Here is a 26329-nt window from a genome sequence, read left to right as displayed (position 1 = left end):
GGCAAGGTGTTGCGCGGCGGTGCCGCAGAATGCCATAACATGACAAAAATAAGGAGAGCGCGTGGAAAATGGAACCATTTTATCTGATGCCCGGGCAGGAACGCTGTGAACAATTTAAGGATGCGAACGGTGTGCCCAAAGTCCGCTACTCCTATTGTTCGCTGAACGGGGCGCTGTTCCGCTGTGTGAGCCGCAGCGTGGAAGAAGCCGAGCGCCTGTGCGAGGACTGGCTGGTGGGTCAGGACCGCTGCTACATCAACTGAAAAATGCACCCTCTGCTCCTTTGCGGAATAAGCTGTAAGAGAATCAGCTTATCGGCAAAGGAGTTTTTTTATATGATGAATGGCATCCTGCGTATCCAGACCTATCGGCCCCGGCAGTCGGCTCCGGTGGAGGGAGTGACTGTTGTGATCACCGGCAGCGGCTTCACGGCTCACCGCATCACCGATGCCGAGGGCAATGCCGAGGATGTGGCCATCTGTGCCCCGGCCTGCGCCCTCTCGCTGGACGAGAACAACACCACGACCCTGCCCTATGCCGTGTGCAGCCTGACGGCCAGAAAGCCGGGCTACCGCACCGTCCGCATCCAGGGCATTCAGATCTTTGCTGGGCAGGTCACGCTGGCCCGGCCTGAGATGATCCCGGATACCGAGGAGGGAAAAGACATTGTCGACCCGCCTGTGATCATCCCCACCCACGCTCTGTTTGCGGGGAACGGCGGCAGCGGCCCGGCTCCCACCAATCCATGCACCGGCAGCCGGGTGCTGGACCGTGTCATCGTGCCCAAAAATATTACGGTCCATCTGGGCAGGCCCGCCGCCTCGGCCCGGAACGTGACGGTGTCTTTCCGGGATTATATCGCCAATGTGGCTTCCAGCGAGGTCTACCCCACTTGGCCCATTGAAGCGTTGAAAGCGAACATCCACTGCCAGATCTCGCTGGCGCTCAACCGTATTTACACCGAGTGGTATCCCAGCAAGGGCTACACCTTCAATATCACCAACTCCACCAGCTACGACCAGTATTACGTCCATGGCCGCACTGTGTTCGATGTGATGGTAAAGCTGACGGATGACATCTTCAACACCTACATCCGCAAGACCGGCACCGTGAATCCCTACTACTCCGAATACTGTGACGGAAAGTCCGTTACCTGCCCGGGGCTCAAGCAGTGGGGCACGGTCACGCTGGCAAATCAGGGCCGCAATGCCCTGAGCATCCTCAAGTACTACTACGGCAGCGATATCGAGATCGTCCGCACCAGCAACATCCAGTCCATCCCCAGAAGCTATCCGGGTTCCCCCCTCCGGCAGGGAGACCGGGGCACGGCGGTGTTCACCCTGCAGCGGCAGCTGAACCGCATCACCAAGGATTACCCCTTCCTTGGCCTGCTGACCGTGGACGGGATCTTTGGCAGCAGGATGACCGAGACCGTGAAGAGATTCCAGAAGCAGTTCAACCTGACCGCTGACGGCGTGGTGGGGCGGCAGACCTGGTATAAGATCAGCTATATCTATGTCTCGGTGAAAGACCTTGCAGAGCTGACCAGCGAGGGAGAAACGGCCGCAGGCACCCTCTCGGACGGCACCTGGGGCGACACCGTCCTGCGCGTCGGCTCTTCCGGCAGCGCTGTGGAGCAGCTGCAGTTCTGGCTGAACACTCTGGCCCAGTACGAGAGCAGCATCCCCTCCGTGACAGTGGATGGCGTGTATGGCAGCGGCACCGCCAGTGCGGTCCGGGCCTTCCAGCGAAGATACGGCCTGTCTGTGGACGGCGTGGTGGGCCGCGCCACCTGGACAGAACTCTACAATCAGTTCCGCAGCATCCAGTCCGACAATGGCAGGCCCAACGCTTACCCGGGCACAGCCCTGCGGCAAGGCAGCAGCGGGCAGAACGTCCGGCTGGTGCAGTTCTGGCTCAAGATCGCCCGCACGGTGTATCCCAGTCTGAACACCCTGACCGTGGACGGAAAATTCGGCGCAGGCACGGCGGCGGCAGTGCGGAGATTCCAAAGCTACTTCGGCCTGACCAGCGACGGCGTGGTGGGCCGCACGACCTGGAACAAGCTGTATGAGGTCTACAACGATATCGCCAATCGGCTGCTCACAGCCAGCCTGCGCCCCGGCGAGTATCCGGGCATTCTGCGCCGGGGCAGCACCGGAACGGCAGTGCGGGAGCTGCAGTTCTACCTCTACCTGATGAGCGCTTACGAGAGCAGCATCCCCGCTGTTTCCATCGACGGCAGCTTCGGTGCGGCGACCGAGAACGCCGTGCGGGCCTACCAGCGCTTTGCGAAGCTGACGGTGGACGGTGTAGTAGGGCGGGCGACCTGGAATTCGCTCTACGGCAAAGCAAGCACCCTGCGGGTGTCCGGCCCGGTGGTCACGCTGAAGCGCCTGCCTTACCCGGGCACACCGCTGGCAGTGGGGGCCACGGGGGACGCGGTGCTCTACTACAACCTCCTTTTGCAGCGCATTGCCTACTATTTCGACAGCGTGGAAAGCCCGCCCCTGTCTGACCGGTATACCGACGAGACGGCAGCCTCTACCCGCAGTGCGCAGGCCCTGCTGGATCTGCCTGAGACCGGGGTCGCGGATGCAGAGACCTGGACGGCGGTGGAGGCCCTGAGCCTGCAGCTGGCCGCCGTTTCCCCCAACCCTGACCGGGATGCCGGGCAGGCCGATGCTTACCCGGGCCGCGCCATGAAAGAGGGGAGCGTTGGCCCGGATGTGGGGCAGATCGAACAGTGGCTCAATGGACGCTGTATGCGGAACTGCGGCGAGGACTATGTGACCGAGAACTTCCGCTTCGGCCCGAAGGAGACAGAAGGGGTCCGGGCTGCACAGGAGCGGGCGGACCTGCTGGTGACGGGCACGGTGAACGAGGAGACCTGGGCCGCGCTCCGTGCCCAGAGCTGCGAATGCGAGGAGGGATGACGGATGGCACGGCTGCTGATCTATGATGCCTATGAGAACAAGGTGTACACCTACAACAGCCTGAACGAAAACGACCCGATGCCTTACAGCACTGAGCGCACCCTGACATTGCGGGAGTTCCGGGGAAAATCGGGGAGCCCGGTGCTCTGGACGACCATCGCCGCCATGGAGGCCTGGAACCTGACCCGCCGCAAGTACGGCAAGGGCATCCCGGTGGGGTATGCCTTCCGCCGCATCTGGGAGGGCGGTCACGGCACCCGCAGCCAGCATTACGCCGGCGTGGCCTTTGATGTGGGCCAGAGCCTGACCCAGAGCCAGCGCACGGCCATCTATAGGGCTGCCCGGTCCACCGGAGCCTGGGGCTATGTGGAGCCCCTGAGCCAGACCCCCACCTGGGTGCACTTTGACCGCCGCTACGGCACCCCGGCCTGCAGCGGCACCACAGCCGGATACCCCACCCTGCGGCGGGGGAGCCGGGGCTGCTATGTGATGATCCTGCAGGACGCACTTTCCACACTGGGCTACCAGACCGGCAGCCGCATCGACGGCCTGTTCGGCACCCGCACCGAGGAAGCCCTGAGGGGCTACCAGCGCCGCACCAGCCTGACGGTGGACGGTGTGTGCGGCTGCAGCAGCTGGAAAAAGATCACAACAGCAGTGATCGGCATTGGCAGAACAAAAACGACGATCGACTAAGAAATAGAAAGAAGCTCCGCCGTGAAGGTGGAGCTTCTTTGCAATCGGTGGCGAAACCCCTCAGTCACGCTTCGCGTGACAGCCCCCCTAATAGTGGGGCCCTTGGCATGGCGTAAAGCTGTCCAGTTTTGCCAAGGCCGCCCCTACCAGGGGCGGTGGCATCCCGTAGGGATGACGGTGGGGTTTATCTTCTATGGATCTTTCGGTTCGGTCTGCGCCCGTTCCACAGGTTGATGAACACCCACAGGCCGTAGACTGCCAGAGTGAGCAGGGAGAGGACGATGACCACCTTGAGATACAGGCTGTGGAAGAAGGCCTGTACCTTGGAGACCGTGAAAAGCAATGCGTTCTGGTGGACATCCTGCCCGGCAATGAGGTTCACCACGCCGATGGTCTCGCCTGCCAGCTTGAGCTCCACAGTGCCCACCACGTCGCCCTGCTGGATGGGGGCCGTGGCGTAATCGGGCAGGTGAAAATATTTCTGCGTCACCGAGCCATCCCCCGTGGAGGGCAGCAGGGTCATCATGCTGTCAGCGGGGTAGAGCTGCAGGGTGTCGGTATCGGAGGAGTATTTGACCGGGATCTCCGCCAGCGCCTGGTCGGTGTCCAGCGCGGCCTGGATGGAAAAGCTCTCGAACACCCAGTCGATGAGCTTGGTGGTCTCGTACAGCGCCGGGCGGCGGTTGGAATAGCCGTAATCATCGCAGGTGTCGGGGCTTTGCATGATGCAGAAGATGTAGGTGGCCCCGTCCTTGTTGGCCCACGAGACATAGCTCTGATCGCCGCTGTCGTTCTTGTAGGCCATCACGTCGCACATGCCGCCCTGCATGGCGCTGCGGTAGAACCTGCCGCCGCTGGTCTTGTTCAGGGCCACGTTCTGGCTCAGCAGCACAAAGCTCTTGGCGTGCTTTTCCTTGGCCGGCATCGTGAAGGTGGGGGCGGCGGAGATCTCCTTGAAGGCATCAAAGCTCATCAGGTAGCGCAGGATCAGGTACATGTCCACGGCGGTGGTGGTGTTGCCGCTGTCCAGCCCGCAGGCATCTGTCCAGGTGCTGTTGGTGGTGCCGATGCGCTGGGAGAGGGTGTTCATCTGGCTCACCCAACCCGCCAGGTCGCCGCCCGAGAGCTCGTAGGCCAGACCCATGGCGGCCTCATTGGCGTTACGCGTCACCATGGCGTAAAGGGCTTCCCGGTAGGTAAAGGTCTCGCCCGAGCGCATGTCGGCATTGTCGGAGTTGTGGACATAGTCCGAGATGGCAAAGGGCATCGTGAACGTGCTGTCCAGCTGGTCGGCATAGTTGGTCAGCACCAGCGCAATGGTCATATATTTCGTCAGGCCCCCGGCGGACACCTGCTTCTCGCTGTCTTTTTCATAGACGATGATGTTGGTGTCGGTGTTCACGATATAGGCGCTCTGGGCCTTGACATCGTAGACCGTGCTGGGGTCGAACATGGCTCCGGCCGTCACGGCAAGGCAGCTGAACAGGACGGCAAGGGATAAAAGCAGTGCAAAAATACGTTTCATGTGGACAATTCCTTCAAAAAGCGATAATATATAAAATACGGGCGCTGCGCCCGGAAATGACAAAGAATGGCGAACAAAGATTCGCTCCTTTAATAATAACAGGTTTGCCGCGCAGAGACAAGGGTTTTGCCACGGTTTCACAAAGCGGCAGGAGGGGACTATGGTATATCTGACAGGCGACACCCACGGCGAGCTTGACCGCTTCAAGCACGGCAGGCTCCGCTGGCTGGGCAAACGGGACATTGTGGTGGTGCTGGGCGATTTCGGCTTTGTGTGGGATGGCAGCAAGGAGGAACAGAAAAAGCTCGACTGGCTGCGCAAGCGCTCCTATACCCTGCTTTTCCTTGATGGTGCCCACGAGAATTACGACCTGCTGGCCCAGTACCCCGTCGAGGAGCGGTTTGGCGGCAGGGTCCAGGCTTTGGGCGGCAATGTGTACCATGTCTGCCGTGGCAGCGTGCTGGAGCTGGAGGGAAAGAAATATCTCTGCTTCGGCGGCACCGAGAGCCCCGACAAGGAAGAGCGGGAGGCCGGATACAACTGGTGGCCGCAGGAGATGCCCAGCGATGAGGAATACGCCGCCTGTGAGGCCAATCTCGAAGCAAACGGCTGGCAGGTAGATTATGTGCTGACCCACGATGCCCCAAGCAGATTCCTTGATTTTACTTCCCTCGCGGTGGGCGAATCCAACCGCCTGCACCTGTTTCTTGATAAGGTCCTGCTGAAGCTGACCTACGAAAAGTGGTTCTTTGGCTGCTACCACAAGGATGTGGCCCTTTCCACCAAGAGCCGGTGCGTCTTTTGTGATGTCATCCCCATGGGCGAGCGCCACGCGAAGCGGTAAAAAGAGAAGGTGCCCATGACTTTCAGGCCGGTGGTGTACATCATAAAAAGACGAAGAAGATCGTGAACACTCTATTGGGTTCACCAATAAACAGCAGGAAGCCCCCTTGACAGTGTAATCGTCAGGGGGCTTTCTGCCTGCCAGGGGTTAGTTCTTGAGTGTCTGCGCCTTGCGCCAGATCTGGATCACTTCCCAGTAACTTACAGAAGCATCTGCAGTTTTATTGGAAGGAAGCAGCTGGTTCTCAGAGGCCCAGGTGAGAGCCTTCTGTGCATTGGTGGCATCCGTGTCCAACGCAGCAGCGGGAGCAGGTTTGCCGGCATCATCCCACACCAGTTCGGCAAGTTCGGTGGCATTGGCGGGGATCGCTGCGCCATCGGGGAGAATACGCTTCAGATAAAGCTCTGTGCCGATTCGGCAGCCCTGCCATGTCAGCACGGCGGCAGCACCAATGACCATAACGGTGCCCAGAATGCCAGAACCACCATCTTCGATGGAAGCATCTTTTGTCATGGCTTCCATTGTTACACCCTTTTCACCTGCGGGCATTTGAAAGCGCAATGGATTTTGCTTGACATCGATCGAATCGTCCAAACCGCTGACCAACCATTGATCGAACGCAATGGCATCGCTCTGGCTGATGTAGGTGACAGTTACACTGGCGTTTTCAGGCACCTTTGCAACCAGATCACCAATCTCGTTTCTCTCAGCATGAATCTCTTCGCCATCATGCTCAATGAGAACGGCAGCATTCTTAATGGTCAGGGGATAAAGATCTGCAGTGGGAACAATGGGAGCAGCTTTTTGACGAATTTCAAACGTGCCTCCGTCCACGATGGCAGAGATCAGATTGGGACTATTGGAATGGATCTTTACCTTTACGGTATACCTGCCTGCTTTTGTGGGGGCAACGACTTCTTCTCCCATATCGTTGAGATAGACAATCTCAAGTTTGATCTCGTCAGATTGCAAAAGAGCATTCAGCCTGCTGTCCGCCCGGACAGTCACTGTGGCCGTATGATCATTGCCTTCCTCTTCCACAGCATCCGCTGGAAGGGTGACAGTGAGTTCGTTCTGGAAAGTATCATTGGTGATGGTAACGGGGTGGATCGTGATCTTTTCCGGAATGTCGATTCGGACGGTATCACCCTGAATGATTCGCAGGGTGTATGTTCCGGCATCTTTTGGAAGCTCATTGAATTCTTCTTCGTTTGAGGTGCCTGCGTTCCTGACATATCTTACAATGTAATCTGTGATGCGTGTATCCTTGGGCTCGATCCTGATATCGATATTGTCCCCATAGGAATAGTCCGCTAGACCGCTGATGGTGAAATCACCGGTGTCATAATTTGTGTGTTCGACAGTGGTCAGAGTTACGGCTGTATCATCCTGACCTGCAACAAAAGTATAGGTGGTGTTGTCTGCACTCACAGTGCCGCTGCCCCCTGCCCAGGTATAACGATCTCTGTATTGGGGATCGCTGACGGTCAATTCCACTGTTTTACCAATCGTGACAATGAATTTGCCATCGTTGATGGGAACGCTGCTGCCATCAACCTTGGCAGTAACGGTACGGATGTCGCTGGTTACCGTAACATCAATAGAACCAGGTGCTACAGGGACATTTTGTAGGCCAGAATTCGTGGAAATAGCGTTCCATTGAGAACGAGAGCCTGAATACTCCACAGTTTTCAAATTTTCACAAGAGGAAAATGCCGACGCGGGAATTTTGGTTACACTGCTGGGAATTGCAATCCGTTCGAGCTGCTCGCAGCCAGCAAAAGCATCATCGAGGATCTGTGTGATACCCTCTGGAATATCGACGCTCTTTAAACTGATGCAACCTGCAAAAACTGATTCCGAAAGTTCTGTGATCCTGCATGAAAATTCAATGTCTTGTAGCTTTTGACAATTCATAAAGGCACCGGTTCCAATAGAAATCACAGAGTCTGGGATTTTAACAGATGCCAGATACGAACAACAGTCAAAAGCGTGAGTTTCAATTCGTGCCACACCATTGGGTATCTTGAAAGCAGGATACGCTCTTCGAGAAGGATAACGAACTAAGGTGTAATCCCCATTTGCTGCTTTTTCGTACAACACATTGTCTGTTGCCGGATAGCTTTCGCTGTCTGATGTGATCGTTGAGAGAGCGAAACATTCGGAAAATGCATCAGTTTCGATCCGTGCCACATTGGCAGGAATATGAATTTGAGTCAATGCAGTTCCGGTAAAAGCCCGCTCTTCAATGGCAGTTACGCTGTCTGGAAGAGTAACGGTGTGCAAGCTGTAACAATAACTGAACATGCCGTCTGCAACGGATGTTACACCCTCTGGAATGGTGACAGTATCTAATTTTTCGCATTGATGAAAAGCCTCAGAGCCGATCTCTGTTACAGAATCAAGAATGGAAATATCTGATAATACGCTGCAAAACATAAAGGCCTGGCGGCCGATCTTTTTCACGCAGGATGTTTTATTGTCCTGGATAGTAACGCTTTTCAGTGAGGTGCAATTATAAAAAGCATTGCTGCCAATTTCTGTTACAGTGTCGGGGATCTGGACACTTGTCAGGAAGTACTTGTAATTGCAGAATACCCGGTCTCCGATTTTTGATACAGGATATGTTTGAGTACCTTGTGCTACCTGAACAGGGATCGTGATCCTATATTCATTGCCCGTATACTTTGTTATTGTTGCAGTATTGTCAGCATTGAGGATAAACTGATAAGAACCATCTGTATATGCCATAGGGGAATCGCTTGCAAAAACAGTGACAGTGCTCACAGGGAAAAAGGTCAGCAGCATACTGAATGTCAGAAATAAGCTGAGTAGACGCTTTTTCATAAGAAAATCCTCCTTTGTATTTCGTAAAAGACTTGTCCGATGTGCGTCATAATGCGAATGAATATGACGCTTTACGCAAAATATTTTACAGTAGATGAAAATACAAAGTCAATATAATGGGACATGCTTTGTGAGAGAACACAAAAACTGAGAATTTTTTTATACGGAAGATACAAAAAGAACCGAGTCCTGTGATATATATGGGCTTTTGCGCACTTCCCAATCAGGGATTCACGGGCTTTGGGGGAGTGATTGGTACGTGCAGAGTTTTCCTGGAGCCTGTTGCAGCAGGTTCATTGAAGGCTCAGCATACAATAAAAAAATGAGATAGACACCCCCTTTCGGGGAAGTCTATCTCATCTTTTCGTTGGCACTGTTTTGCAACAGCCCTTTCTCATTATCTTTTACATCTTCTCAGGAACATTGATCTTGAACATGGTCAGCACATTGAAGATAACGTTCTTCACACCGATGCACAGGGCCAGGCGGGCCTGCTGCACGGCGGGATCTGCACCCTGGATGCGGCAGTTGCCGTAGAAGCGGTGGAAGGCGCTTGCCAGATCAATGACAAAGCGGTTGATGCGGCTGGGGTCATACTTCTCGGCAGCCATAACGATCTCCTGCGGGAAGGCGGCCAGCATCCGGATCAGGTCCATCTCGCTGGGGTCGGTCAGCAGGGTGGCATCCACCTGCTCGGCACCGGCAAAGGCCACGCCCTCGCTCTCCATCTTCTTGAGGATGGAGCAGATACGGGCGTGTGCGTACTGGACATAGTACACGGGGTTGTCGTTGTCGGTCTTGACGGCCTGATCCAGGTCAAAGTCGATGCCGCTGCCTGCGTCGTGCATGTTGAACAGGAAGCGTGCGCTGTCGATGGGCACTTCCTCCAGCAGGTCGGTCAGGGTGATGGCATTGCCGGTGCGCTTGGACATCCGGACAGGCTGACCGTCACGCATCAGGTTGACCATCTGCATCAGCACAACATCCAGATCGTTGCCGTTCAGGCCGATGGCATCCATGGCACCCTTCATGCGGGCAACGTGACCGTGGTGGTCGGCACCCCAGACATCAATGGCCTTGGCAAAGCCGCGGGTGGCCAGCTTGTTGTAGTGGTAGGCAATGTCGGCGGCGAAGTAGGTGGGGATGCCGTTTGCGCGGACGAGGACTTCGTCCTTGGCTTCCTCCTCGGTGCCGTCCTCGGTCTTTTTCTTGTTGACGGTGCCGTACTTGGCAGCATACTGGGCGCTGCGGTACATGATGGCACCATCCACGGCCTTGTAGCAGGCACCCAGCTCCAGCAGTTTGTTCACAACATCCAGGACAGCGCCGGATTCGTGCAGGGTGCTCTCGTGGAACCAGACATCGTAATCGATGCGGTACTTGCCCAGGTCGCGCTTGAGGGCGGCAATGTTCTTGGGCAGGGCGTAATCCACCAGGGCGTTCTTCAGGGTCTCAAAGGCTTCGCTGGCAAAAAGGGCCTCTTCGTCCAGCCCAGAGCAGGCTGCAACGTACTTGTCGCCGTTGATCTCGGCAAACTCACTGGCCAGCACCTTGATGTCGCCGCCCTGATAGCACTCAGCGGGCAGGGGATAGGCTTCCTCGCCGCAGAACTGCTGCAGATAGCGGACGGCCAGGCTCTTGCCGAACTTCTGGATCTGGTTGCCTGCATCGTTGATGTAGAACTCGCGGGTCACATCATAGCCGGACCAGTCCAGCACAGCGGCCAGGCAGTCGCCCAGAGCGCCGCCGCGGGCGTTGCCCATGTGCATGGGGCCGGTGGGGTTGGCAGAAACGAACTCCACGTTGTACTTGGCACCCTTGCCGTGGTCGGTGCGGCCGTACTCCTTGTTGGAGCAGGCACCCAGCACCACGCTGGCCCAGAAGGAGGGGGCGAGGAACAGGTTGATGAAGCCGGGGCCGGCCACTTCCACCTTGGCAAACACGCTATGCTCGATGGAAGGCAGGTGGGCCAGAAGGGCATCGGCAATCATCTTGGGGGCCTTGCGCCAGGTGCGGGCACCGGCCATGGCCAGATTGGAAGCGATGTCACCGTTCTTGGTGTCGGCAGGGATCTCCACGATAAAAGCGGGCAGCTCGGCCTCGGGCAGAGTACCGTCGGCCATAGCGGCCTTGGCAGCCTCGGTCAGCAGAGCGCGGGCCTCAGCCAGTGCCGCTGCCCGGGGGTTGTAGTTCTGATAGGTCTTTTCAAAGTCTGTCATAATTTTTATCCTTTCACGGGCTCACCCTCTCAGGCCGCTTCGCGTCCAGCTCTCCCAAAGGGCGAGCTTTTGACAAAACCACAAACTCTATAATTTCTGTCAAGACCTCCCACTTTGGGGGAGGTGGCATCGCGCAAGCGATGACGGAGAGGGTGAGGATGTTCAGTTGATGTGCTCGACCTGGATCTCAAGCGTTGTCCGATTGATGAGCGCCGTGGGGTCATCGGCATCCAGCAGATAGCTGAACTTTGCCGTGCCGCCCGCAGGCTCCGAGAGGTCGCACGCGATGCCGTCGCCGGTCACGCCCAGCGTAATGGGGCCGACCTCGGTCTCGTAGTAGCAGATGTTCCGGTAATCCCGCTGGATGACCAGCTGGGTGTTGACCTTGCCAAAGCGGAGCAGGGCCACCCGGCTGCCGTCCTCGGCGATCTTGATGGTGGTGGTGCAGCCCGCAAAGCCGATGGTCTCCGTCTCCTTATAGCTAATATAATAGGAACCGGCTTTTTTCAGGAAGCTGCCATAGGTCATCAGCTCGATCTTGTCTGTCTCCTCGGCGGGGAGGGGCTCCGTGTGCTCGAACTGCTCCGAGACGCTTCGAATCAGGATGCGGTAATCTTCGTTGTGTGCAGTGCTCACAGTTTTGTGTTCCTTCACTTTAATATTTGTCAATGGCGATCTGCTCCACCTCGCCGCCCTTGTACTCGCCCAGGAACAGGTCGGCTGTCTGCACGAACCCGTCCGGCGCGTCACTGACATAGAAATGGGCCTGCCCGGCGGGGTGGTCAGCCTTGAGCCCCCGCTCGCTCAGGATGCGCTCCAGATGGTGGGCGGCAGTCTTGGCCGGGTCCACCAGCACCACGTTCCGGCCCATGAACTCACCGATCATGGTCTTGATCAGGGGATAGTGGGTGCAGCCCAGGATCAGGGTGTCCACCCCGGCATCCCGGATCTCCGTCAGGTACTGGGCAATGACCAGCTTGGTGATCTCCTGCTTGTCCGGGGCGCTGTGATCCACATAGCCTGCTTCCACCAGCGGCACAAAGAGCGGGCAGGGACGGGCGGTGATCTCCACACCGGGCACCAGCCTGCGCAGGAGTGCCTCATAGCTGCGGGAGCGGATGGTGGCTGCAGTGCCGATGACACCGATGCGCCGGTTCCGGGTGGAAAAGGCGGCCTCCCGGGCGGCGGCATCCACCACGCCCAGATAGGGCACCGGGAGCTTTTCGGCCTCAGCGGCGGGATAGGTGCTGGATACCGTGCCGCAGGCCGCCATGATGCACTTGACATCCTTGGAGAGCAGGAACGCGATGTCCTGCCGGGCATATTGCAGGATAGTCTCCGGGCTGCGGCTGCCGTAGGGCACCCGGCCGGTGTCGCCAAAGTAGACGATGTTCTCGTGGGGCAGCCGCCTGCGCAGTTCCCGCACACCGGTCAGGCCGCCCAGGCCGCTGTCAAATACGCCGATGGGGCGGTTATCCATGCTGCTTTTCCGTCCTTTCCAGCGCAAGTTCGATCAGGTGATCGATCAGGGCGGGCACGGGAGTGCCCTCGTGCTCCATGAGCTTGGGGTACATGCTGATGGGGGTGAAGCCGGGGAAGGTATTGATCTCGTTGATCATCACCCGGTTGGTGCCGTGCTCCACAAAGAAATCGCAGCGGGCCAGGCCCTCGCAGTTCAGGGCGGTGTAGGCCATGGCGGCGTAGGTCTTGACCTCGTCCAGCTTTTCCTCGCTGAGTCTGGCCGGGATGACCACCTGGCTTACACCGTTCTTGTACTTGTCGTCGTAGGTATAGAACTCGGCACCGGCCAGGATCTCACCCGGGCGGGTGGCCACGGCAGGGTCAGAGCCGATGACGGCGCACTCGACCTCGTGGCCGTCCACAAAGGCCTCGAACACCACCTTGTGGTCGTTTTCAAGGGCCAGTGCAATGGCCTGCTTGAGCTCATCCCGGTCGTGGGCCTTGGTGATGCCCACGCTGGAACCGGCGTTGGCAGGCTTGACGAAGATGGGCCAGCCCAGCTTGGCAATGGCTCCGTCACACACGCCGTCCAGGTCGCTCTCAATCTCCCAGCGGCAGGCGCTCAGCCACTTGGTGTGGGGAATACCGGCTGCATCAAACAGAGCGTTGGCCACGGCCTTGTCCATGCAGACAGCGCTTGCCAGCACGCCGCAGCCCACGTAGGGGATGCCGGCCAGCTCCAGCAGGCCCTGCACGGTGCCGTCCTCGCCCCACAGGCCGTGGAGCGCGGGGATGACCACATCCACGTGCAGCTTTTCCACCTGACCGGACGGGGTGAACAGGATCATGCCGTGGTCGGCGCGGTCGGGGCTGATGACGCAGGGCATGTTGCCGGGCAGCTCTTCCCAGCTGCCGTCGGCCATCTGGGCACTGGTGGCCTCGGTGCACAGCCAGCGGCCCTCCCGGGTGATGCCCACGGTCAGCACCTCGTAGCGGGCGCGGTCCAGGTTGTCCACAAAGGTACCGGCGGACACGCGGCTGACCTCGTGCTCGCTGGACATGCCGCCAAACAGCACGACGACACAGAGTTTATCTTCAGATTGCATCATGATCTCTCCTGATCTTATGGCCGGAAGGGGCGCTTTGCCCGGGGCCGGATTTTCTATAAGCAGTTATAGACACTTTATTATACTATATCTATGCGGCGGATTCAAGGCGTAGGCCAAAACAGGCAGGAGAGAAAAAATTCAAAAAAGTCTCAAAAACGCAAAAAATCCGCTTGACGAATGGCAAAACGCGTGATACAATGATATTACCTCTTTTGCGGGGTTATTAAGTGCGCCCTGTTTTTAGGGCGTGCACCGCAAGCCGAGGGAGGTTCAAAACAACCGTTATAATGGAGGTGTCAACAAATGACCGTTAAAATCACTCTGGCCTGCACCGAGTGCAAGCAGCGCAACTACAACACCACGAAGAACAAGAAGAACAACCCCGATCGTCTTGAGATGAAGAAGTACTGCCGTTTCTGCAAGAAGCACACGGTTCACCGCGAGACGAAGTAAGAAAGGCGGACGCATCATGGCAGACAAAACCGAGAAAAAGCCGGGCTTTGTAGCCAGAATGAAGGGCTTTGGCGCAAACATCGCCAAGTTCTTCCGCGACACGAAGAGCGAACTGAAGAAGGTCGTGTGGCCGTCTAAGGCGGACGTTAAGACCAACACCATCGTCGTGCTCGTGACCGTGGCGATCGCAGCCGTCGTGATGATCGCGCTGGATGCCATTTTCGGCGGCATCCTGGGCCTGATCATCGGCGCATGATTCATCTTGAAACGGAGGCTTAACCAAAATGGAAGAACAGACCAATGAGGCCCTTTGGTATGTAGTCCACACCTATTCCGGTTACGAGAACAAGGTTGCGAACGACCTACAGACCATGGTGGAAAACCGCCATCTGCAGGACCTGATCTGTGACATCAAGGTTCCTACCGAGATGGTGCCTGAGATCAAGGACGGCAAGGAACGTATGGTGGAGCATAAGCTGTTCCCCGGCTACGTTCTGGTCAAGATGGTCATGAACGACGATACCTGGTATGTGGTGCGCAACACGCGCGGCTGCACCGGTTTCGTCGGTCCCGCATCCAAGCCCGTTCCCCTCTCTGCTGAGGAAGTGGAGAAGATGGGCGTTGAAAAGGCGGCTCCGCTGACCGTCGATTTCAATGTCGGCGATACCGTGCAGATCACCGCCGGCCCGCTGGAAGGCTTTATGGGCCTTGTGGAGGGCATCGATACCGAGAGCTTCAAAGTCAAGCTCAAGGTCAACATGTTTGGCCGCGAGACACCCGCAGAAGTGGATATCGCGCAGGTCGAGCTGCCGTAACCAACCGGCATCCGTTTACCAAGGTAAGACCGCAGTGCGGTTCTTATAGAGCGTGTGCATCGTGTACGCGCTCGTGGGAGGCGTGGGGAGACCACGCCGCAACTCACCACAGATTTTTGGAGGTGCATTTACTATGGCACAGAAAGTTACTGGCTACATTAAGCTGCAGATCGAGGCCGGCAAGGCGACTCCGGCTCCCCCTGTTGGCCCTGCTCTGGGTCAGAAGGGCGTTAACATCATGGCCTTCACCAAGGAGTTCAACGAGCGTACCAAGAACCAGATGGGTTATGTTATCCCCGTCGTCATCACCGTTTACGCTGACCGCTCCTTCAGCTTCATTACCAAGACTCCTCCGGCTGCCGTTCTGATCAAGAAGGCTGCTGGCATCAACACCGCTTCCGGCAAGCCCAACAAGGAAAAGGTTGCAACTCTGACCGCCGCTCAGGTGGAAGAGATCGCCAAGACCAAGATGCCCGACCTGAACGCTGCTTCTCTGGAAGCTGCATGCAGCATGGTCCGTGGCACCTGCCGCTCCATGGGCGTTACCGTCGAGGGCTGAGACACAAACAGTGGGAGGGCATAACACTGCCCGCATGACCACATAGGAGGATATACAATGAAACATGGCAAGCACTATGTCGATGCTGCTAAGCAGGTCGATTTTTCTAAGCTGTATGATATGAACGAGGCTCTGGAGCTGGCTTGCAAGACCGCTTCCGCCAAGTTCGATGAGACCGTTGAGCTGCACGTCCGCCTGGGCGTTGACGGCCGCCACGCTGACCAGCAGGTCCGCGGCGCTGTTGTTCTGCCCAACGGCACCGGCAAGACTGTCCGCGTCTGCGCCATTGCTAAGGGCGCTGCTGCCGCTGCTGCTGAGGCAGCCGGCGCTGACATCGTGGGTGATGACGAGCTGATCGCACGCATCGCCGGCGGTTTCATGGACTTCGACGTTGTTGTCACCACCCCCGACATGATGGGCCGCGTTGGCCGTCTTGGTAAGGTTCTGGGCCCCCGCGGCCTGATGCCCAACCCCAAGGCCGGTACCGTTGCTCCCGACCTGGGCAAGGCTGTTACCGAGGCTAAGGCTGGTAAGATCGAGTACCGTCTGGACAAGCAGAACATCATCCACGTTCCCGTGGGCAAGGCATCCTTTGGCGCTGAGAAGCTGTACACCAACCTGGATACCGTGATGAGCGCTATTGCAAAGGCAAAGCCCGCTGCTGCAAAGGGTACCTACTTCAAGAGCGCTACCATCGCCACCACCATGGGCCCTGGCATCCGTCTGAACACCCTGAAGTACGGTGTCTAATTTGAAGCTTTGAAGTTTTTTCTGTCATCCTGACGGATGACAGAAAAAATCTTTAAAAATTCAAAAAAGCGCTTGACAACACCGCGCGTTTGCGGTAAAATAATGATGCTGTTTTTGAGACAGCAGGTGCTGGAGTTCAGCGTAAGGTGTAAACCGCCTGCCGAGAAACGCGCGTAAAGTTGTTTTATGCCTCTTTCTCGACACAGTGCGGGAAAGAGGCTTTTTCGTTGCTCCGGCTTTCGATACAAGTTTTTGAAATGAGGTGAAACCGAATGCCCAGTGCAAAGATTCTTTCTGAAAAGCAGGCTTATGTCGCTGATCTGAAGGCAAAGTTTGAGAGTGCGGTTTCCGGCTGCGTCGTCGCTTACGGCGGTATCAACGTCGAGAACGACACCAAGCTCCGTAAGGAGCTGCGTGAGGCAGGCGTTGATTACATGGTCGTGAAGAACACCATGCTGCGTCTGGCTGTCAAGGGTACCTCCCTGGAGGGCCTGGCTGAGAACTTCAAGGGTGACACTGCTGTTGCCTTTGCTCACGAAGAAGACCCCATGTCCGCTGCCCGCATCCTGTGCAAGTACCAGGATGGCGATAAGTCCAAGAAGTTCGTCGTGAAGGCTGGCTTCATGGAAGGCAAGGTCATGGACGCTGCCGAGACCAACGCCATCGCAAAGCTGCCCAACCGCGAGGGTATGCTGTCCATGTTCGCAGGTGCTCTTACCAGCACTCTGTCCGGTCTGGCTGTTGCTATGCAGGCCTACGCCGACAAGCAGGAGGAGCCCGCTGCCTGATGGCTGCGTGACCGCTGCTTAACACAAAACTGAAACAAACAAAAACCATTGATATTGGAGGGTTATTACCATGGCTTCTGAGAAGATTACTGCCATCATCGAGTCCGTCAAGGGCCTGACCGTTCTGGAGCTGAAAGAGCTGATCGACGCTTACTGCGAGGAGTTCGGTGTTTCTGCTGTTGCTGCTGCTGCTCCCGCTGCTGCTGGCGCTGCTGCTGCCGCTGAGGAAGAGAAGACCGAGTTCGACGTTATCCTGGCTGAGGCTGGCGCTACCAAGATGCAGGTCATCAAGCTGGTCAAGGAGATCACCGGTCTGGGCCTGAAGGAAGCAAAGGCTATCGTTGACGGCGCTCCCAAGGCTGTCAAGGAGAAGGCCTCCAAGGCTGAGGCTGAGGACATCAAGAAGAAGCTGGAAGAGGCTGGCGCTAAGGTCGAGATCAAGTAATTTGATCCCTTCTGAACGTTCTTTCTTGAATTCTTATTCTTGAAACAAAAGGCACTCTCGCTGAAAGGCGAGGGTGCCTTTTTGGTTGTGCGCCCGCAGCAGGGCAAAAAGCTCCCGGAGCGGTGGCACTGAATGCCGCACCGCTCCGGGAGCTTTGGTTTTGCTTCGTTTATTCGTAGTCGATGGGCAGGGTGGGCAGACCGTTCAGATCAAGGCCTGCCGTGTGGCCCGCCATGTACTGGTAGTAGCCCTGCGCCGCGATCATTGCGCCGTTGTCGCCGCAGAATTTCAGCTCCGGCAGATAGACCTTGGCCCCAAGCTTCTGGGCACCATCGTTCACCAGCTGACGCAGACGGCCGTTGGCGGCCACGCCGCCCGCCAGACAGACCTGCTTTGCCCCGGTGTCGGCAGCGGCCAGTAGCAGCTTTTCGGCCAGAATGCCCGCAATGCGCTCCTGAAAGCTTGCCGCCAGATCAGGCACGTTGATCTCCTCGTTCTTCATCTGCGCCTTGTTTACCTCGTTCAGCACGGCGGTTTTCAGGCCGGAGAAGCTGACGTTGTACTTGCCGTCCACATGAGGCACCGGCAGGCGATAGGCCTTGGGGTCGCCTGTTTTGGCGGCATTTGCCACGCTGGGGCCGCCGGGATAGGGCAGACCCAGGGTGCGGGCGACCTTGTCAAAGGCTTCACCGGCGGCATCGTCCACGGTGTGGCCCAGAATGTGGTAGTGGGTGTAGTCCTGTACCTCCACGATATGGCTGTGGCCGCCGGATGCCACCAGACAGAGGAAGGGAGGTTTGAGCTCCGGATGGGTCAGGTAAAGGGCCGCAATGTGGCCCCGCAGATGATGCACCGGAACCAGCGGCTTGTTGGCAGAATAGGCCAGCCCCTTGGCAAAGTTCACGCCCACCAGCACCGCGCCGATCAGGCCCGGCGCAAAGGTGACAGCCACCGCGTCCACATCGTCCATGGTCTTGCCTGCGTCCAGCAGAGCCTTTTTGACCGTGGCGCTGATGAACTCGCAGTGGCGGCGGCTGGCGATCTCAGGGACCACGCCGCCATAAAGAGCCTGCTCCTTGACGCTGGTGGAGATGACGTTGCTCAGCAGGCGGCGGCCATCCTCCACAAGGGATGCGGCGGTCTCGTCGCAGGTGGATTCGATTCCTAAAACGATCATAGTTCAGTGGGCCTCCAGCCAGTTTTTGCCAGTATGCACATCGGTGCTCAGGGGCACCGCGTAGTGCACGCAGCCTTCCATTTCCTCCCGCAGGATCTGCGCGGCCTTTTCGGCCTCAGCTTCCGGGGCTTCCACGATCAGTTCATCGTGGACCGTCAGGATCAGGCGGCTTTCCATTTTCTCGTTCCGCAGCCGCCGCCAGACACGCACCATGGCCAGCTTGATAACATCAGCGGCCGTGCCCTGAATGGGGGTGTTGCGGGCCATCCGCTCGCCGCTGGCCCGGATGTTGTGGTTGTTGCTGTTCAGCTCCGGCAGGGCGCGGCGGCGGCCGAACAGGGTGGAAACGTAGCCGCACTGGCGGGCATCCGCAATGGTCTTTTCCATATAACCGTCGATATTGGGGAAGGTGGCCAGATAGGTCTGCAGGAAGGCCTCTGCTTCCTTGACACTCACGCCGATGTCCTTGGAAAGGCTGTAAGCGCCCTTGCCGTACATGATGCCAAAGTTGATGGCCTTGGCGCTGGAGCGCAGGCGGGGCGTGACATCCTCAGGCCGGATGTTGTAGATCTTGGCTGCGGTGCTGCGGTGGATGTCGGCACCGGAGAGGAACGCCTCCTGCATGTGCGCATCGCCGGTGACATGGGCCAGGATGCGCAGTTCGATCTGGCTGTAGTCGGCATCCACCAGCACGCAGCCGGGCTTTGCCACAAAGTAGGCGCGGAGCTTGCTGCCCATCTCGGTGCGGATGGGGATGTTCTGCAGGTTGGGATTGTCAGAGGAGAGCCGCCCGGTGCGGGCCTCGGTCTGATTGAAACGGGTGTGGATGCGGCCATCCTCGCCAATGACCTTGAGCAGACCCTCCACATAGGTGGAGTTCAGCTTCTGGCAGGCACGGTACTGGAGAATGTCCTCCACCAGCGGGATGTCCCGCAGCTTTTCCAGTGTCTCGGCATCGGTGGACCAGCCGTTCTTTGTCTTTTTGCCGTGGGGCAGACCCATGGTATCAAAGAGCAGGGTGCCCAGCTGTTTGGGGCTGTTGGGGTTGAAATCGGAGGTGCCTGCCTCCATCTCGATGCGGGTCAGCACCTGATCCAGCTCCTGCCGCAGCTGCACGCCGAAGGCTTCGATGCCCTCACGGTCTACAAGGATGCCGGTGCGGGTCATATCGGCCAGCACCTGTGCCAGCGGGAACTCAATGTTGTTGTAGAGGTCGTCCTCTCCATTTTCAGTGATCTCCGCCTTCATTCTGGCGAACAGGTCTGCCAGGAAACCGGCATCGGGGTACTCCTCACAGGAGAACGCCGACCTTGCATGGTAGCTGGTGGCAAGGGTGGTGAGCAGATAGTGGGAAGCGGAAGCGTCCAGCAGGTAGGCGGCCAGCTTGCCGTCCCAGACGATGCTGCTGCCCCAGCTGCCTGCGGCCATGGCTCTGGCGTAGAGGGGAGCGGAATCGAATACATCCAGCGTCACCTTGGGGTCGTCCAGCAGGGAGACCAGCTCCTCCTCGGAGAGGGGATACACGGTGGTGTCCTGCACGGCGTACCAGGCCTCCGGCTGCACGATCGCGCTCTTTTTGCCCAGAACAGCGGGACGCGCGGCCACCAGATAGTGGCCGGAGGGCTCTGCGGGCAGGGACGCAATGGCTGCGTCTACCTCCGGCAGGGTGTCGGGGTCCTGTTCCGGAACGATGCCGTCCAGCCCGAACCGGGTGATGAGGGTCTGGATCTCCAGCTCCTGCATCAGACGGACAGCAGCGGGCTTGTTGCCCTCGGTCACCTTGTAGGCCCCTTCCGCTGTGTCGATGGGGGCATCGGTGCGGATGGTGCCCAGCGTGCGGCTGAGGTAGGCATCCTCCCGGCAGGCCAGCAGGTTTTCCCGCTGACGGGGCTTGATGATCGGGCTGTCCAGATGGTCGTACACGTTATCCAGAGTGCCGAAGTTCTTGACCAGGGTCATGGCGGTCTTTTCGCCGATGCCCTTCACGCCCGGAATGTTGTCGGAGGTATCGCCCATCAGGCTCTTCACCTCGATGAGCTGCTTGGGCTCAATGCCGTACTTTTCGTGGATGGCATCCAGATCCATGGTCTCCGTTTTGCTGCGGCCCATGGCGCTGGTGGCCAGCAGCACGGTGGTGGTCTCGCTCACCAGCTGCAGGCTGTCGCGGTCTCCCGTGGCCAGAAAGCAGTCGTCCCTGCGGGCCTCGCAGGCAGCGGCCAGCGTGCCCAGAATGTCGTCGGCCTCCCAGCCCTTTGCTGATACCTGACGGTAGCCCAAGTCGGTGAGCAGTTCTTTCAGGATGGGCATCTGCTGGGCCAGCTCGTCCGGCATGGCGTGGCGGGTGCCCTTGTAGCCGTCATACATTTCGTGGCGGAAGGTGGGGTGCTTCAGATCGAAAGCAACGGCCACCTCGTCGGGCTCACACTCCCGGAGCAGGGAATTCATAATATTCAAAAAGCCGAAGATGGCATTGGTATAGCGGCCGTCCTTGGTGGTCAGCAGCTTGATGCCGTAAAAGGCACGGTTGGCAATGCTGTTGCCGTCAATGACCAGTAAACGCATAGTCAGTCTCCTCCATTGCATTATAACTCAATTTATAGTATAACACAAAATGGGGGCCAGCGGGGGATTTTTGCAGAAAAAACAAAAATGCCCTCCCGTGTTGGGAAGGCAGGTGAAGGTGTTACTCCGAGATGGTGATGGCACTCACCGGGCAGGCCTGTGCGGCTTCCACGGCGGTGGGTACGGTGTCGGGTGGCAGCTCGCCCGGCACAGCGACGGCCAGGATGCCTGTCATCTGGAACACCTCGGGGCAGATCCCGGTGCACTGGGTGCAGCCGATGCAGAGATCGGGGTCAACGAATGCTTTCATGGAAAGTTCCTCTCTTTCTGAAATGGCCCGCCCTTCGTTCAATCTCAGGGTCGGCTTGTGATAAAGCAAGTATGGACGGAAAGAAGATGAATTATCCCTAGGTTTTTTCCGGCAGATATGATACAATAGAGCACACAGGATCCAGGAGGAAAAACGATGAACATTCAGATCTTTGGCACCAGCAAGTGCTTTGATACCAAAAAGGCCCAGCGCTATTTCAAGGAGCGGGGCATCAGGTTCCAGATGATCGACCTGAAGGAAAAAGAGATGAGCCGGGGCGAGTTTGAGAACGTGGCCCGCGCGCTGGGCGGCTGGGAACAGCTGGTAAACCCGGCGGCAAAGGATAAGCAGACGCTGGCTCTGCTGGATGCACTGGTGGATTGGCAGAAGGAGGACAAGCTGTTCGAGAATCAGCAGCTCTTCAAAACGCCCATTGTGCGCAACGGCAAAAAGGCCACCGTGGGCTACCAGCCCGAGATCTGGAAAACGTGGGAATAAATCGCGCTTTCACAAAAAATCCACGCCCCGGGTTTTGCACCGGCGGGCAGTTTGTGGTATACTGAAAGCTGGTATTTCCCCAAAAGATGACCTGATTTAGGAGACGATAACGATATGAAGACCTATATGACCCCGGAAGAACACGCCCGGCTCCACCGCCGCCGCGCCCGGCAGGCCCTTGGCCTGCTGATCGCCGTGCTGGCGCTGGTGGGCATTGTAACGGTCGTGCGGGCCGGTGTGAAGGGTGTGGCCACCCTGTTTGACGACACCCAGCAGAAAGCGGAATATGAGGACCGGCTGGAAGGTTTGGTCCTGTTCGACCCGCTGCCCTTTGACGGCATTGAGAACATCGATGACCTGACCCTGCGCGAAGCCGCTGTCTGGGGCTGCGTGTACAGCATCCAGGAGACCCAGGGAGGCTTTGACAACTACAATACGGACCCCGACACCGAACAGCTGCTGCTGCCCTCGGTGGATGTGGATGCCTATCTGGCAAAGCTGGTGGGCCCCAGCTTCAAGCTGACCCACAGGAGCTTTGAGATGGACGATATGACCATCGAGTTTGACGAGACGACCCAGTGCTATAAGATCCCCGTCACCGGCAGCGTGGGCATCTTCCGCGCTACCGTCACCAGACTGTTCAAGAAGGATGGCCTGCTCCACGTTACCGTGGGCTATATCCCCACCCAGAGCAGCGATGACAGCATCCTGAACAACTTGTCCGACACGCCCACCAAGTATATGGACTACCTGTTCAGCCGCCAGAGCGGCAGCTGGTACCTGACCGGCCTGACCGACAGCGAGACCAAGCCCGAATCTGCCGACAGCGCAACCTCTGCTGCGGAGCCCGCCCCGCTGGCTGAGAGCGAGGTCAACGATGCCATCCTTGCAACCGCAGGCGATTCTGCCGCCGCCAGCGCCGTTGCTGAGGAGGCTGCCCCGGTGGAAGGGGCGGCGGAGAGCACTGCGGCGGAGAGCACCGAGGCTTCCTCCGAGAGCCCGGCGGCATAAAGCGAAAACCGGAATCAGACAGAACACCCCTGCACGGAATGTGTGAAGCATTCCACGCAGGGGTGTTTTTGTTTCCAGATTACTTCAGATCAAACCTGACCACGACCAGACGATACCACAGGTAGGGCACCATGTTCCAGATCATCCACAGCTCCATGAGGATGTAGTTGGGCAGATCCTTCAGGCGGAAGGGGCGCTTGCCGAGCCGTCCCTCTTTGAGCAGGGCAAAGGCTTCGTGCATTCCCTTGTCCCAAGCTTCGCCAAAGCCCTGCTTGTGGAACTTGTAGCACTTGAGCAGATAGCCCAGCGCCAGCGGAAGAAAGTTCAGGATGAGCATGAGCAGCGGCTCGTTCTTGAGGGGGAGCAGGATGCTGTTCCGGCCGCTCTGCTGGCTCTTGAAGGCGTTGTACTTCACCGCGCCGGTGCTGGCACCGCAGATGTGGTAGCATTTTGCGGTGGGGCAGAGGACACACTTGTAGCCTGCGTTGTTGGCACGCCAGCTCAGGTCCACATCCTCAAAGTAGGCGAAGAAGTTCTCGTCAAAGGTGCCGATCTCCTCCAGAATGCTCTTGCGGTAGAGCGCCGCGCCGCCGCAGGCCGAGAAGATGCGCTTCTGCCTGGTGTAGCGGCTGGCCCGGCGGCCGTCGCCGGTCTTGCAGGCAAAGCCCATCCAGGTGACGTAATCACCGGCATCGTCGGCCAGTTCCCGTTCAAAGTGGCGGAGCATCAGGCTCTGCACGGCAAAGATCTTGGGATCGGTCTCGGCGGTGCGGATGAGCTCGGCCAGCCAGTCGGGCTCGGCAAAGGCATCGTTGTTGAACATGACCACATACTCGCCCCTGGCCCGGGCAATGCCCTGATTCACGGCGTGGGAGAAGCCGGTGTTGGTGCCGTTTTCGATCAGGGTGAAGTTGGGGCGGCCGCAGTAGCTGCGGGCCTGCTCCAGACTTTCATCGGTGGAACCGTTGTCCACGATGATGAGCTCAAAATCCTGCTCTGTCTGGGCATAGACCGACTCGATGGAGTCCTTGAGCCAGCCTTTGCCGTTGATGTTGGGGATGACGATGGTTGCTTTCATATATAAATGCTCCTGATATAAATGCTCCTGAAAATTCAACTTCAGGGCAGATTATACCATAATTGCGTTGAAAAAGAAACCGGCAGTTGAGAGAAGGCGTGGGAAGCACGATGAAAAACTTTTCCGGACTTTTGTAGCAAATATCCAACCACTTCACTGTACGATTGTGCAATCTGCCCTTGAATTGTGACCAAAGCGTGTAAATATTGAGAAAATGGCTGCAAAACTGTTTACAAAAGAGTAACAGAATGATATACTTTACACCAGTGAATGAAACGCTCTTTTGTGAAGAAAGGATACTGACGTGGAAACAGCCAAGCACTTTGGAAGCAAACTTCGGAAAACTCTCGCTGCCCTGCTTGCAACGATGGCCCTGATGGCCGTGCTGCTCCCCGGGGCACTGGCCGTGGACCTGAACGTTGATGTTGGGTTCTACTTCAAACAGAGCCGGGGCGGCACCTGCACCCTGGCCTCTGCCGCAATGATGCTTCGCCGCCGGGCCTATCTGGATGGGATGGACAGCTGGGTGGATGTGACCGAAAACGGCATCAAGAGCACGGCCTGGTCGGGCGGGCTCTCCCACAGCTTTACATACAACGATATGCATGTGGGTTATGCGACCCTGCCCTCGGGCAAGGCGGCCAAGACGGGAGCGCTGGTCTCCATTCTGGCAGAGCATCCGGAAGGCATTGTGCTGTACGACCGCACCAGACCCCATGCCGTGCTCCTGACGGACTACACCGACGGCGTGTTCTACTGTTCCGATCCTTCCAACGGCGTTGCCTCCGGCCGTGTGCCGCTGTCTGCCGCCAGCATCTCCATTGGCGGCGCGTCCTGCTACTGGTACATCACCGAGGATGGCAATGACGATGGTCTGGAGCTTCTGGAAGAGGCTGTGCAGGCGGAGGAAGCCGCCGCGGAAACTGAGACTGCGGCAGAGACTGAAGTCGCTGCTGGCGAGGAAAGCAGCAGTCAGGATTGGTGGACGAGCCTGTTTGGCTGAATATTGATCTTCTGGGCGGCTGGCCGTTGGGTCAGCTGCCTTTTTTATTAGCATCCTCACCCTCTCAGGCCGCTTCGCGTCCAGCTCTCCCAAAGGGAGAGCTCTTGACAAAACCGCAAACCTTGCATTTACTGCCAAGGCCTCCCACTTTGGGGGAGGTGGCATCGCGTAAGCGATGACGGAGAGGGTGAGCCCGTTCACCTCCGCAGCTCTGTCCCCGGGAAATAGTGCGCCAGAATTTCCTCCGCGCTCTGTCCCTGCTCGGCCAGCGCCTTGGCACCCCACTGGCTCAGACCCACACCGTGGCCATAGCCCTTGGTGGTGAGGAGAAAGCTGCCCTCCTGATACTGCACCGTGAAGCAGGCGCTCCGCAGGCCCAGCGCTTTGCGCAGGGCCGGGCCGGTGACGCTTTGCCCACAGACGGGCAGGGAGGCTACATAGCCCGAAGGGGTAAGCGCGGCCTCTCCGAACCAGCTGGCAGGTGCGGCAGGGTCAGGGAGAAGGCCCAGCCCGGCGAGAGCCTGCTGCATCTGTTCGGTGGTGAATTGGACGGTATAAAGATAGTTGTCCGCATTGAGGTCGGCGGAGCTGTCCACGGCCACAAGATAGGGAAGAGCAGTGCCCCAGACGTTTTCGCTGGCCTCGGTCATGCCGTTGGAGATGGCAAAGTAGCTTGTCCCGGCGGGGGCGTTGTCGTAGTAGAGCACATCGGTCAGCGCGCTGTCCACCAGCGCCGAGAGGCGGGCATAGTTTTCTTCATAGGCGGTGCCCCAGTAGCTGCGGAGAACTGCATCCGTTAAGTATCCCTGCCGCCGGACGGGGTCCACGCTCAGCCAGCCGGAAGCCGGTTCGGCGGCATGGTCGCGGCAGTAGAGGGCATAGCTGTGGGCCGCGATGGCCTGCGCCTTGAGCGCCTCGTCCGGCCAGCTGATGGGCATTTCCGCCGCCACAGCTCCGATCAGATATTCCCGCCGAGGCACCGAGACCACGGCCCCGGCGCTCTGGTCGGCCAGCAGAAAGCTCTCGCTGTCCTGATCGGAGGGCGGCACGACGGCGCTGTCCGGGGCGGCTTCCGAAGCTGCAGTGTCCGGCAGGGGATCGGAAGAAGCCCCCTGTGCCGGGCCGAACACCGCCAGTGTCAGCCGGTAACCGGCGATCGGCAGGAGTGTGCCCAGCACCAGCAGCAGGGCGCAGAGGAGAAAGAATGTCTTTTTCATCGTAGTTTTCCCTCCCGGACAGGCAT

Annotated in this window: 25 protein-coding genes; 14 read left to right on the top strand and 11 right to left on the bottom strand. The window is 58.1% G+C overall.

What is annotated here, in order from left to right; all coding sequences use genetic code 11:
* Positions 1-68: 68 nt before the first annotated feature.
* The 3 genes from ACKXGA_RS04840 to ACKXGA_RS04830 all read left to right on the top strand — a co-directional run bounded on the left by ACKXGA_RS04840 (position 69) and on the right by ACKXGA_RS04830 (position 3632).
* Entirely contained in the window at positions 69-263 is a 195-nt protein-coding gene (locus ACKXGA_RS04840) for a DUF3873 family protein (protein WP_005931230.1), read from the top strand.
* A 72-nt stretch (positions 264-335) separates the two neighbouring features.
* Positions 336-2936 carry a peptidoglycan-binding protein gene (locus ACKXGA_RS04835; RefSeq protein WP_423730205.1) on the top strand — a complete coding sequence of 867 codons (2601 nt, stop codon included), beginning with the start codon at positions 336-338 and terminating at the stop codon, positions 2934-2936.
* A gap of 3 nt (positions 2937-2939) precedes the next feature.
* Entirely contained in the window at positions 2940-3632 is a 693-nt protein-coding gene (locus ACKXGA_RS04830) for a peptidoglycan-binding domain-containing protein (RefSeq protein WP_098924677.1), read from the top strand.
* A gap of 184 nt (positions 3633-3816) precedes the next feature.
* On the opposite strand, the gene ACKXGA_RS04825 is transcribed toward ACKXGA_RS04830, so the two are convergent.
* Entirely contained in the window at positions 3817-5157 is a 1341-nt protein-coding gene (locus ACKXGA_RS04825) for a D-alanyl-D-alanine carboxypeptidase family protein (protein ID WP_156058437.1), read from the bottom strand.
* 160 nt (positions 5158-5317) lie between these two features.
* Here ACKXGA_RS04825 and ACKXGA_RS04820 point away from each other — a divergent pair, with 160 nt between their 5' ends.
* On the top strand, positions 5318-6001 hold the full coding sequence (locus ACKXGA_RS04820; protein ID WP_117476004.1) for a metallophosphoesterase: 684 nt from the start codon (positions 5318-5320) through the stop codon (positions 5999-6001).
* A 147-nt stretch (positions 6002-6148) separates the two neighbouring features.
* Here the strand turns inward: ACKXGA_RS04820 and ACKXGA_RS04815 are convergent, their stop codons facing one another.
* The 5 genes from ACKXGA_RS04815 to ACKXGA_RS04795 form a co-directional block, all read right to left on the bottom strand.
* Entirely contained in the window at positions 6149-8848 is a 2700-nt protein-coding gene (locus tag ACKXGA_RS04815; protein WP_423730204.1) for a leucine-rich repeat domain-containing protein, read from the bottom strand.
* Positions 8849-9252: 404 nt separating this feature from the next.
* On the bottom strand, positions 9253-11067 hold the full coding sequence (gene argS / locus ACKXGA_RS04810) for an arginine--tRNA ligase (RefSeq protein WP_423730203.1): 1815 nt from the start codon (positions 11065-11067) through the stop codon (positions 9253-9255).
* Positions 11068-11229: 162 nt separating this feature from the next.
* On the bottom strand, positions 11230-11703 hold the full coding sequence (locus tag ACKXGA_RS04805; RefSeq protein WP_227611447.1) for a DUF1934 domain-containing protein: 474 nt from the start codon (positions 11701-11703) through the stop codon (positions 11230-11232).
* Positions 11704-11722: 19 nt separating this feature from the next.
* Complete coding sequence (murI, locus tag ACKXGA_RS04800) at positions 11723-12547, bottom strand: glutamate racemase (RefSeq protein WP_005931199.1); 825 nt, start codon at positions 12545-12547, stop codon at positions 11723-11725.
* Positions 12540-13634 (bottom strand): D-alanine--D-alanine ligase family protein, encoded by a 1095-nt coding sequence (locus ACKXGA_RS04795; RefSeq protein WP_097773558.1) that lies wholly within the window; start codon positions 13632-13634, stop codon positions 12540-12542. The genes murI and ACKXGA_RS04795 overlap by 8 nt, the downstream gene beginning before the upstream one ends.
* 306 nt (positions 13635-13940) lie before the next feature.
* On the opposite strand from ACKXGA_RS04795, the gene rpmG reads away from it, so the two are divergent.
* The 7 genes from rpmG to rplL all read left to right on the top strand — a co-directional run bounded on the left by rpmG (position 13941) and on the right by rplL (position 17447).
* A complete protein-coding gene (rpmG, locus tag ACKXGA_RS04790; protein ID WP_005920501.1) occupies positions 13941-14090 on the top strand; it encodes a 50S ribosomal protein L33 in 150 nt (49 codons plus the stop codon).
* A 16-nt stretch (positions 14091-14106) separates the two neighbouring features.
* Positions 14107-14346, top strand: a complete 240-nt coding sequence (secE, locus tag ACKXGA_RS04785; RefSeq protein ID WP_005931188.1) for a preprotein translocase subunit SecE — start codon at positions 14107-14109, stop codon at positions 14344-14346.
* 28 nt (positions 14347-14374) lie between these two features.
* The gene (gene nusG, locus ACKXGA_RS04780) at positions 14375-14905 is read left to right on the top strand and encodes a transcription termination/antitermination protein NusG (RefSeq protein WP_005931184.1); all 531 of its coding nucleotides are present in this window, start codon (positions 14375-14377) and stop codon (positions 14903-14905) included.
* A 133-nt stretch (positions 14906-15038) separates the two neighbouring features.
* Positions 15039-15464 (top strand): 50S ribosomal protein L11, encoded by a 426-nt coding sequence (gene rplK, locus ACKXGA_RS04775; protein WP_005931181.1) that lies wholly within the window; start codon positions 15039-15041, stop codon positions 15462-15464.
* A 57-nt stretch (positions 15465-15521) separates the two neighbouring features.
* On the top strand, positions 15522-16214 hold the full coding sequence (gene rplA / locus ACKXGA_RS04770) for a 50S ribosomal protein L1 (RefSeq protein ID WP_005931176.1): 693 nt from the start codon (positions 15522-15524) through the stop codon (positions 16212-16214).
* A 272-nt stretch (positions 16215-16486) separates the two neighbouring features.
* Positions 16487-17002: a 50S ribosomal protein L10 gene (gene rplJ, locus ACKXGA_RS04765; RefSeq protein ID WP_005931168.1), complete on the top strand. Its 516-nt coding sequence runs from the start codon at positions 16487-16489 to the stop codon at positions 17000-17002.
* A gap of 70 nt (positions 17003-17072) precedes the next feature.
* A complete protein-coding gene (gene rplL, locus ACKXGA_RS04760; protein ID WP_005931165.1) occupies positions 17073-17447 on the top strand; it encodes a 50S ribosomal protein L7/L12 in 375 nt (124 codons plus the stop codon).
* A 169-nt stretch (positions 17448-17616) separates the two neighbouring features.
* Here the strand turns inward: rplL and tsaD are convergent, their stop codons facing one another.
* The 3 genes from tsaD to ACKXGA_RS04745 all read right to left on the bottom strand — a co-directional run bounded on the left by tsaD (position 17617) and on the right by ACKXGA_RS04745 (position 21496).
* Positions 17617-18624 (bottom strand): tRNA (adenosine(37)-N6)-threonylcarbamoyltransferase complex transferase subunit TsaD, encoded by a 1008-nt coding sequence (gene tsaD, locus ACKXGA_RS04755; protein WP_005931163.1) that lies wholly within the window; start codon positions 18622-18624, stop codon positions 17617-17619.
* Positions 18625-18627: 3 nt separating this feature from the next.
* A complete protein-coding gene (gene polA, locus ACKXGA_RS04750) occupies positions 18628-21186 on the bottom strand; it encodes a DNA polymerase I (protein WP_423730202.1) in 2559 nt (852 codons plus the stop codon).
* Between the two features lie 121 nt (positions 21187-21307).
* Positions 21308-21496, bottom strand: a complete 189-nt coding sequence (locus ACKXGA_RS04745) for a ferredoxin (protein ID WP_005931159.1) — start codon at positions 21494-21496, stop codon at positions 21308-21310.
* 156 nt (positions 21497-21652) lie between these two features.
* On the opposite strand from ACKXGA_RS04745, the gene ACKXGA_RS04740 reads away from it, so the two are divergent.
* Positions 21653-21994, top strand: a complete 342-nt coding sequence (locus ACKXGA_RS04740) for an arsenate reductase family protein (protein ID WP_097770382.1) — start codon at positions 21653-21655, stop codon at positions 21992-21994.
* A gap of 114 nt (positions 21995-22108) precedes the next feature.
* Entirely contained in the window at positions 22109-23005 is an 897-nt protein-coding gene (locus ACKXGA_RS04735; protein WP_423730201.1) for an Ice-structuring protein, read from the top strand.
* 79 nt (positions 23006-23084) lie between these two features.
* Here ACKXGA_RS04735 and ACKXGA_RS04730 read toward each other — a convergent pair whose 3' ends face one another.
* Positions 23085-24083 (bottom strand): glycosyltransferase family 2 protein, encoded by a 999-nt coding sequence (locus ACKXGA_RS04730; RefSeq protein WP_423730200.1) that lies wholly within the window; start codon positions 24081-24083, stop codon positions 23085-23087.
* A gap of 304 nt (positions 24084-24387) precedes the next feature.
* Here ACKXGA_RS04730 and ACKXGA_RS04725 point away from each other — a divergent pair, with 304 nt between their 5' ends.
* Positions 24388-25086 carry a hypothetical protein gene (locus ACKXGA_RS04725; RefSeq protein ID WP_179860358.1) on the top strand — a complete coding sequence of 233 codons (699 nt, stop codon included), beginning with the start codon at positions 24388-24390 and terminating at the stop codon, positions 25084-25086.
* A 197-nt stretch (positions 25087-25283) separates the two neighbouring features.
* Here the strand turns inward: ACKXGA_RS04725 and ACKXGA_RS04720 are convergent, their stop codons facing one another.
* Positions 25284-26303 (bottom strand): SpoIID/LytB domain-containing protein, encoded by a 1020-nt coding sequence (locus ACKXGA_RS04720; protein ID WP_423730199.1) that lies wholly within the window; start codon positions 26301-26303, stop codon positions 25284-25286.
* Positions 26304-26329: the final 26 nt, after the last annotated feature.

Origin of the sequence: Faecalibacterium hominis (ex Afrizal et al. 2022) (genome assembly GCF_049545105.1) — a bacterium.
Lineage (GTDB): Bacteria > Bacillota > Clostridia > Oscillospirales > Ruminococcaceae > Faecalibacterium > Faecalibacterium duncaniae.
Note: the sequence above shows the minus strand (reverse complement) of the source record. Positions and strands in the feature narration are given on the sequence as shown.

Excerpts from the sequence above, each read along its gene's own strand:
- ACKXGA_RS04840 (WP_005931230.1), top strand. The coding sequence starts at position 69 with ATGGAACCATTTTATCTGATGCCCGGGCAGGAACGCTGTGAACAATTT.
- ACKXGA_RS04835 (WP_423730205.1), top strand. The coding sequence starts at position 336 with ATGATGAATGGCATCCTGCGTATCCAGACCTATCGGCCCCGGCAGTCG.
- ACKXGA_RS04830 (WP_098924677.1), top strand. The coding sequence starts at position 2,940 with ATGGCACGGCTGCTGATCTATGATGCCTATGAGAACAAGGTGTACACC.
- ACKXGA_RS04825 (WP_156058437.1), bottom strand. The coding sequence starts at position 5,157 with ATGAAACGTATTTTTGCACTGCTTTTATCCCTTGCCGTCCTGTTCAGC.
- ACKXGA_RS04820 (WP_117476004.1), top strand. The coding sequence starts at position 5,318 with ATGGTATATCTGACAGGCGACACCCACGGCGAGCTTGACCGCTTCAAG.
- ACKXGA_RS04815 (WP_423730204.1), bottom strand. The coding sequence starts at position 8,848 with ATGAAAAAGCGTCTACTCAGCTTATTTCTGACATTCAGTATGCTGCTG.
- argS (WP_423730203.1), bottom strand. The coding sequence starts at position 11,067 with ATGACAGACTTTGAAAAGACCTATCAGAACTACAACCCCCGGGCAGCG.
- murI (WP_005931199.1), bottom strand. The coding sequence starts at position 12,547 with ATGGATAACCGCCCCATCGGCGTATTTGACAGCGGCCTGGGCGGCCTG.
- ACKXGA_RS04795 (WP_097773558.1), bottom strand. The coding sequence starts at position 13,634 with ATGCAATCTGAAGATAAACTCTGTGTCGTCGTGCTGTTTGGCGGCATG.
- rpmG (WP_005920501.1), top strand. The coding sequence starts at position 13,941 with ATGACCGTTAAAATCACTCTGGCCTGCACCGAGTGCAAGCAGCGCAAC.
- secE (WP_005931188.1), top strand. The coding sequence starts at position 14,107 with ATGGCAGACAAAACCGAGAAAAAGCCGGGCTTTGTAGCCAGAATGAAG.
- nusG (WP_005931184.1), top strand. The coding sequence starts at position 14,375 with ATGGAAGAACAGACCAATGAGGCCCTTTGGTATGTAGTCCACACCTAT.
- rplK (WP_005931181.1), top strand. The coding sequence starts at position 15,039 with ATGGCACAGAAAGTTACTGGCTACATTAAGCTGCAGATCGAGGCCGGC.
- rplA (WP_005931176.1), top strand. The coding sequence starts at position 15,522 with ATGAAACATGGCAAGCACTATGTCGATGCTGCTAAGCAGGTCGATTTT.
- rplJ (WP_005931168.1), top strand. The coding sequence starts at position 16,487 with ATGCCCAGTGCAAAGATTCTTTCTGAAAAGCAGGCTTATGTCGCTGAT.
- rplL (WP_005931165.1), top strand. The coding sequence starts at position 17,073 with ATGGCTTCTGAGAAGATTACTGCCATCATCGAGTCCGTCAAGGGCCTG.
- tsaD (WP_005931163.1), bottom strand. The coding sequence starts at position 18,624 with ATGATCGTTTTAGGAATCGAATCCACCTGCGACGAGACCGCCGCATCC.
- polA (WP_423730202.1), bottom strand. The coding sequence starts at position 21,186 with ATGCGTTTACTGGTCATTGACGGCAACAGCATTGCCAACCGTGCCTTT.
- ACKXGA_RS04745 (WP_005931159.1), bottom strand. The coding sequence starts at position 21,496 with ATGAAAGCATTCGTTGACCCCGATCTCTGCATCGGCTGCACCCAGTGC.
- ACKXGA_RS04740 (WP_097770382.1), top strand. The coding sequence starts at position 21,653 with ATGAACATTCAGATCTTTGGCACCAGCAAGTGCTTTGATACCAAAAAG.
- ACKXGA_RS04735 (WP_423730201.1), top strand. The coding sequence starts at position 22,109 with ATGAAGACCTATATGACCCCGGAAGAACACGCCCGGCTCCACCGCCGC.
- ACKXGA_RS04730 (WP_423730200.1), bottom strand. The coding sequence starts at position 24,083 with ATGAAAGCAACCATCGTCATCCCCAACATCAACGGCAAAGGCTGGCTC.
- ACKXGA_RS04720 (WP_423730199.1), bottom strand. The coding sequence starts at position 26,303 with ATGAAAAAGACATTCTTTCTCCTCTGCGCCCTGCTGCTGGTGCTGGGC.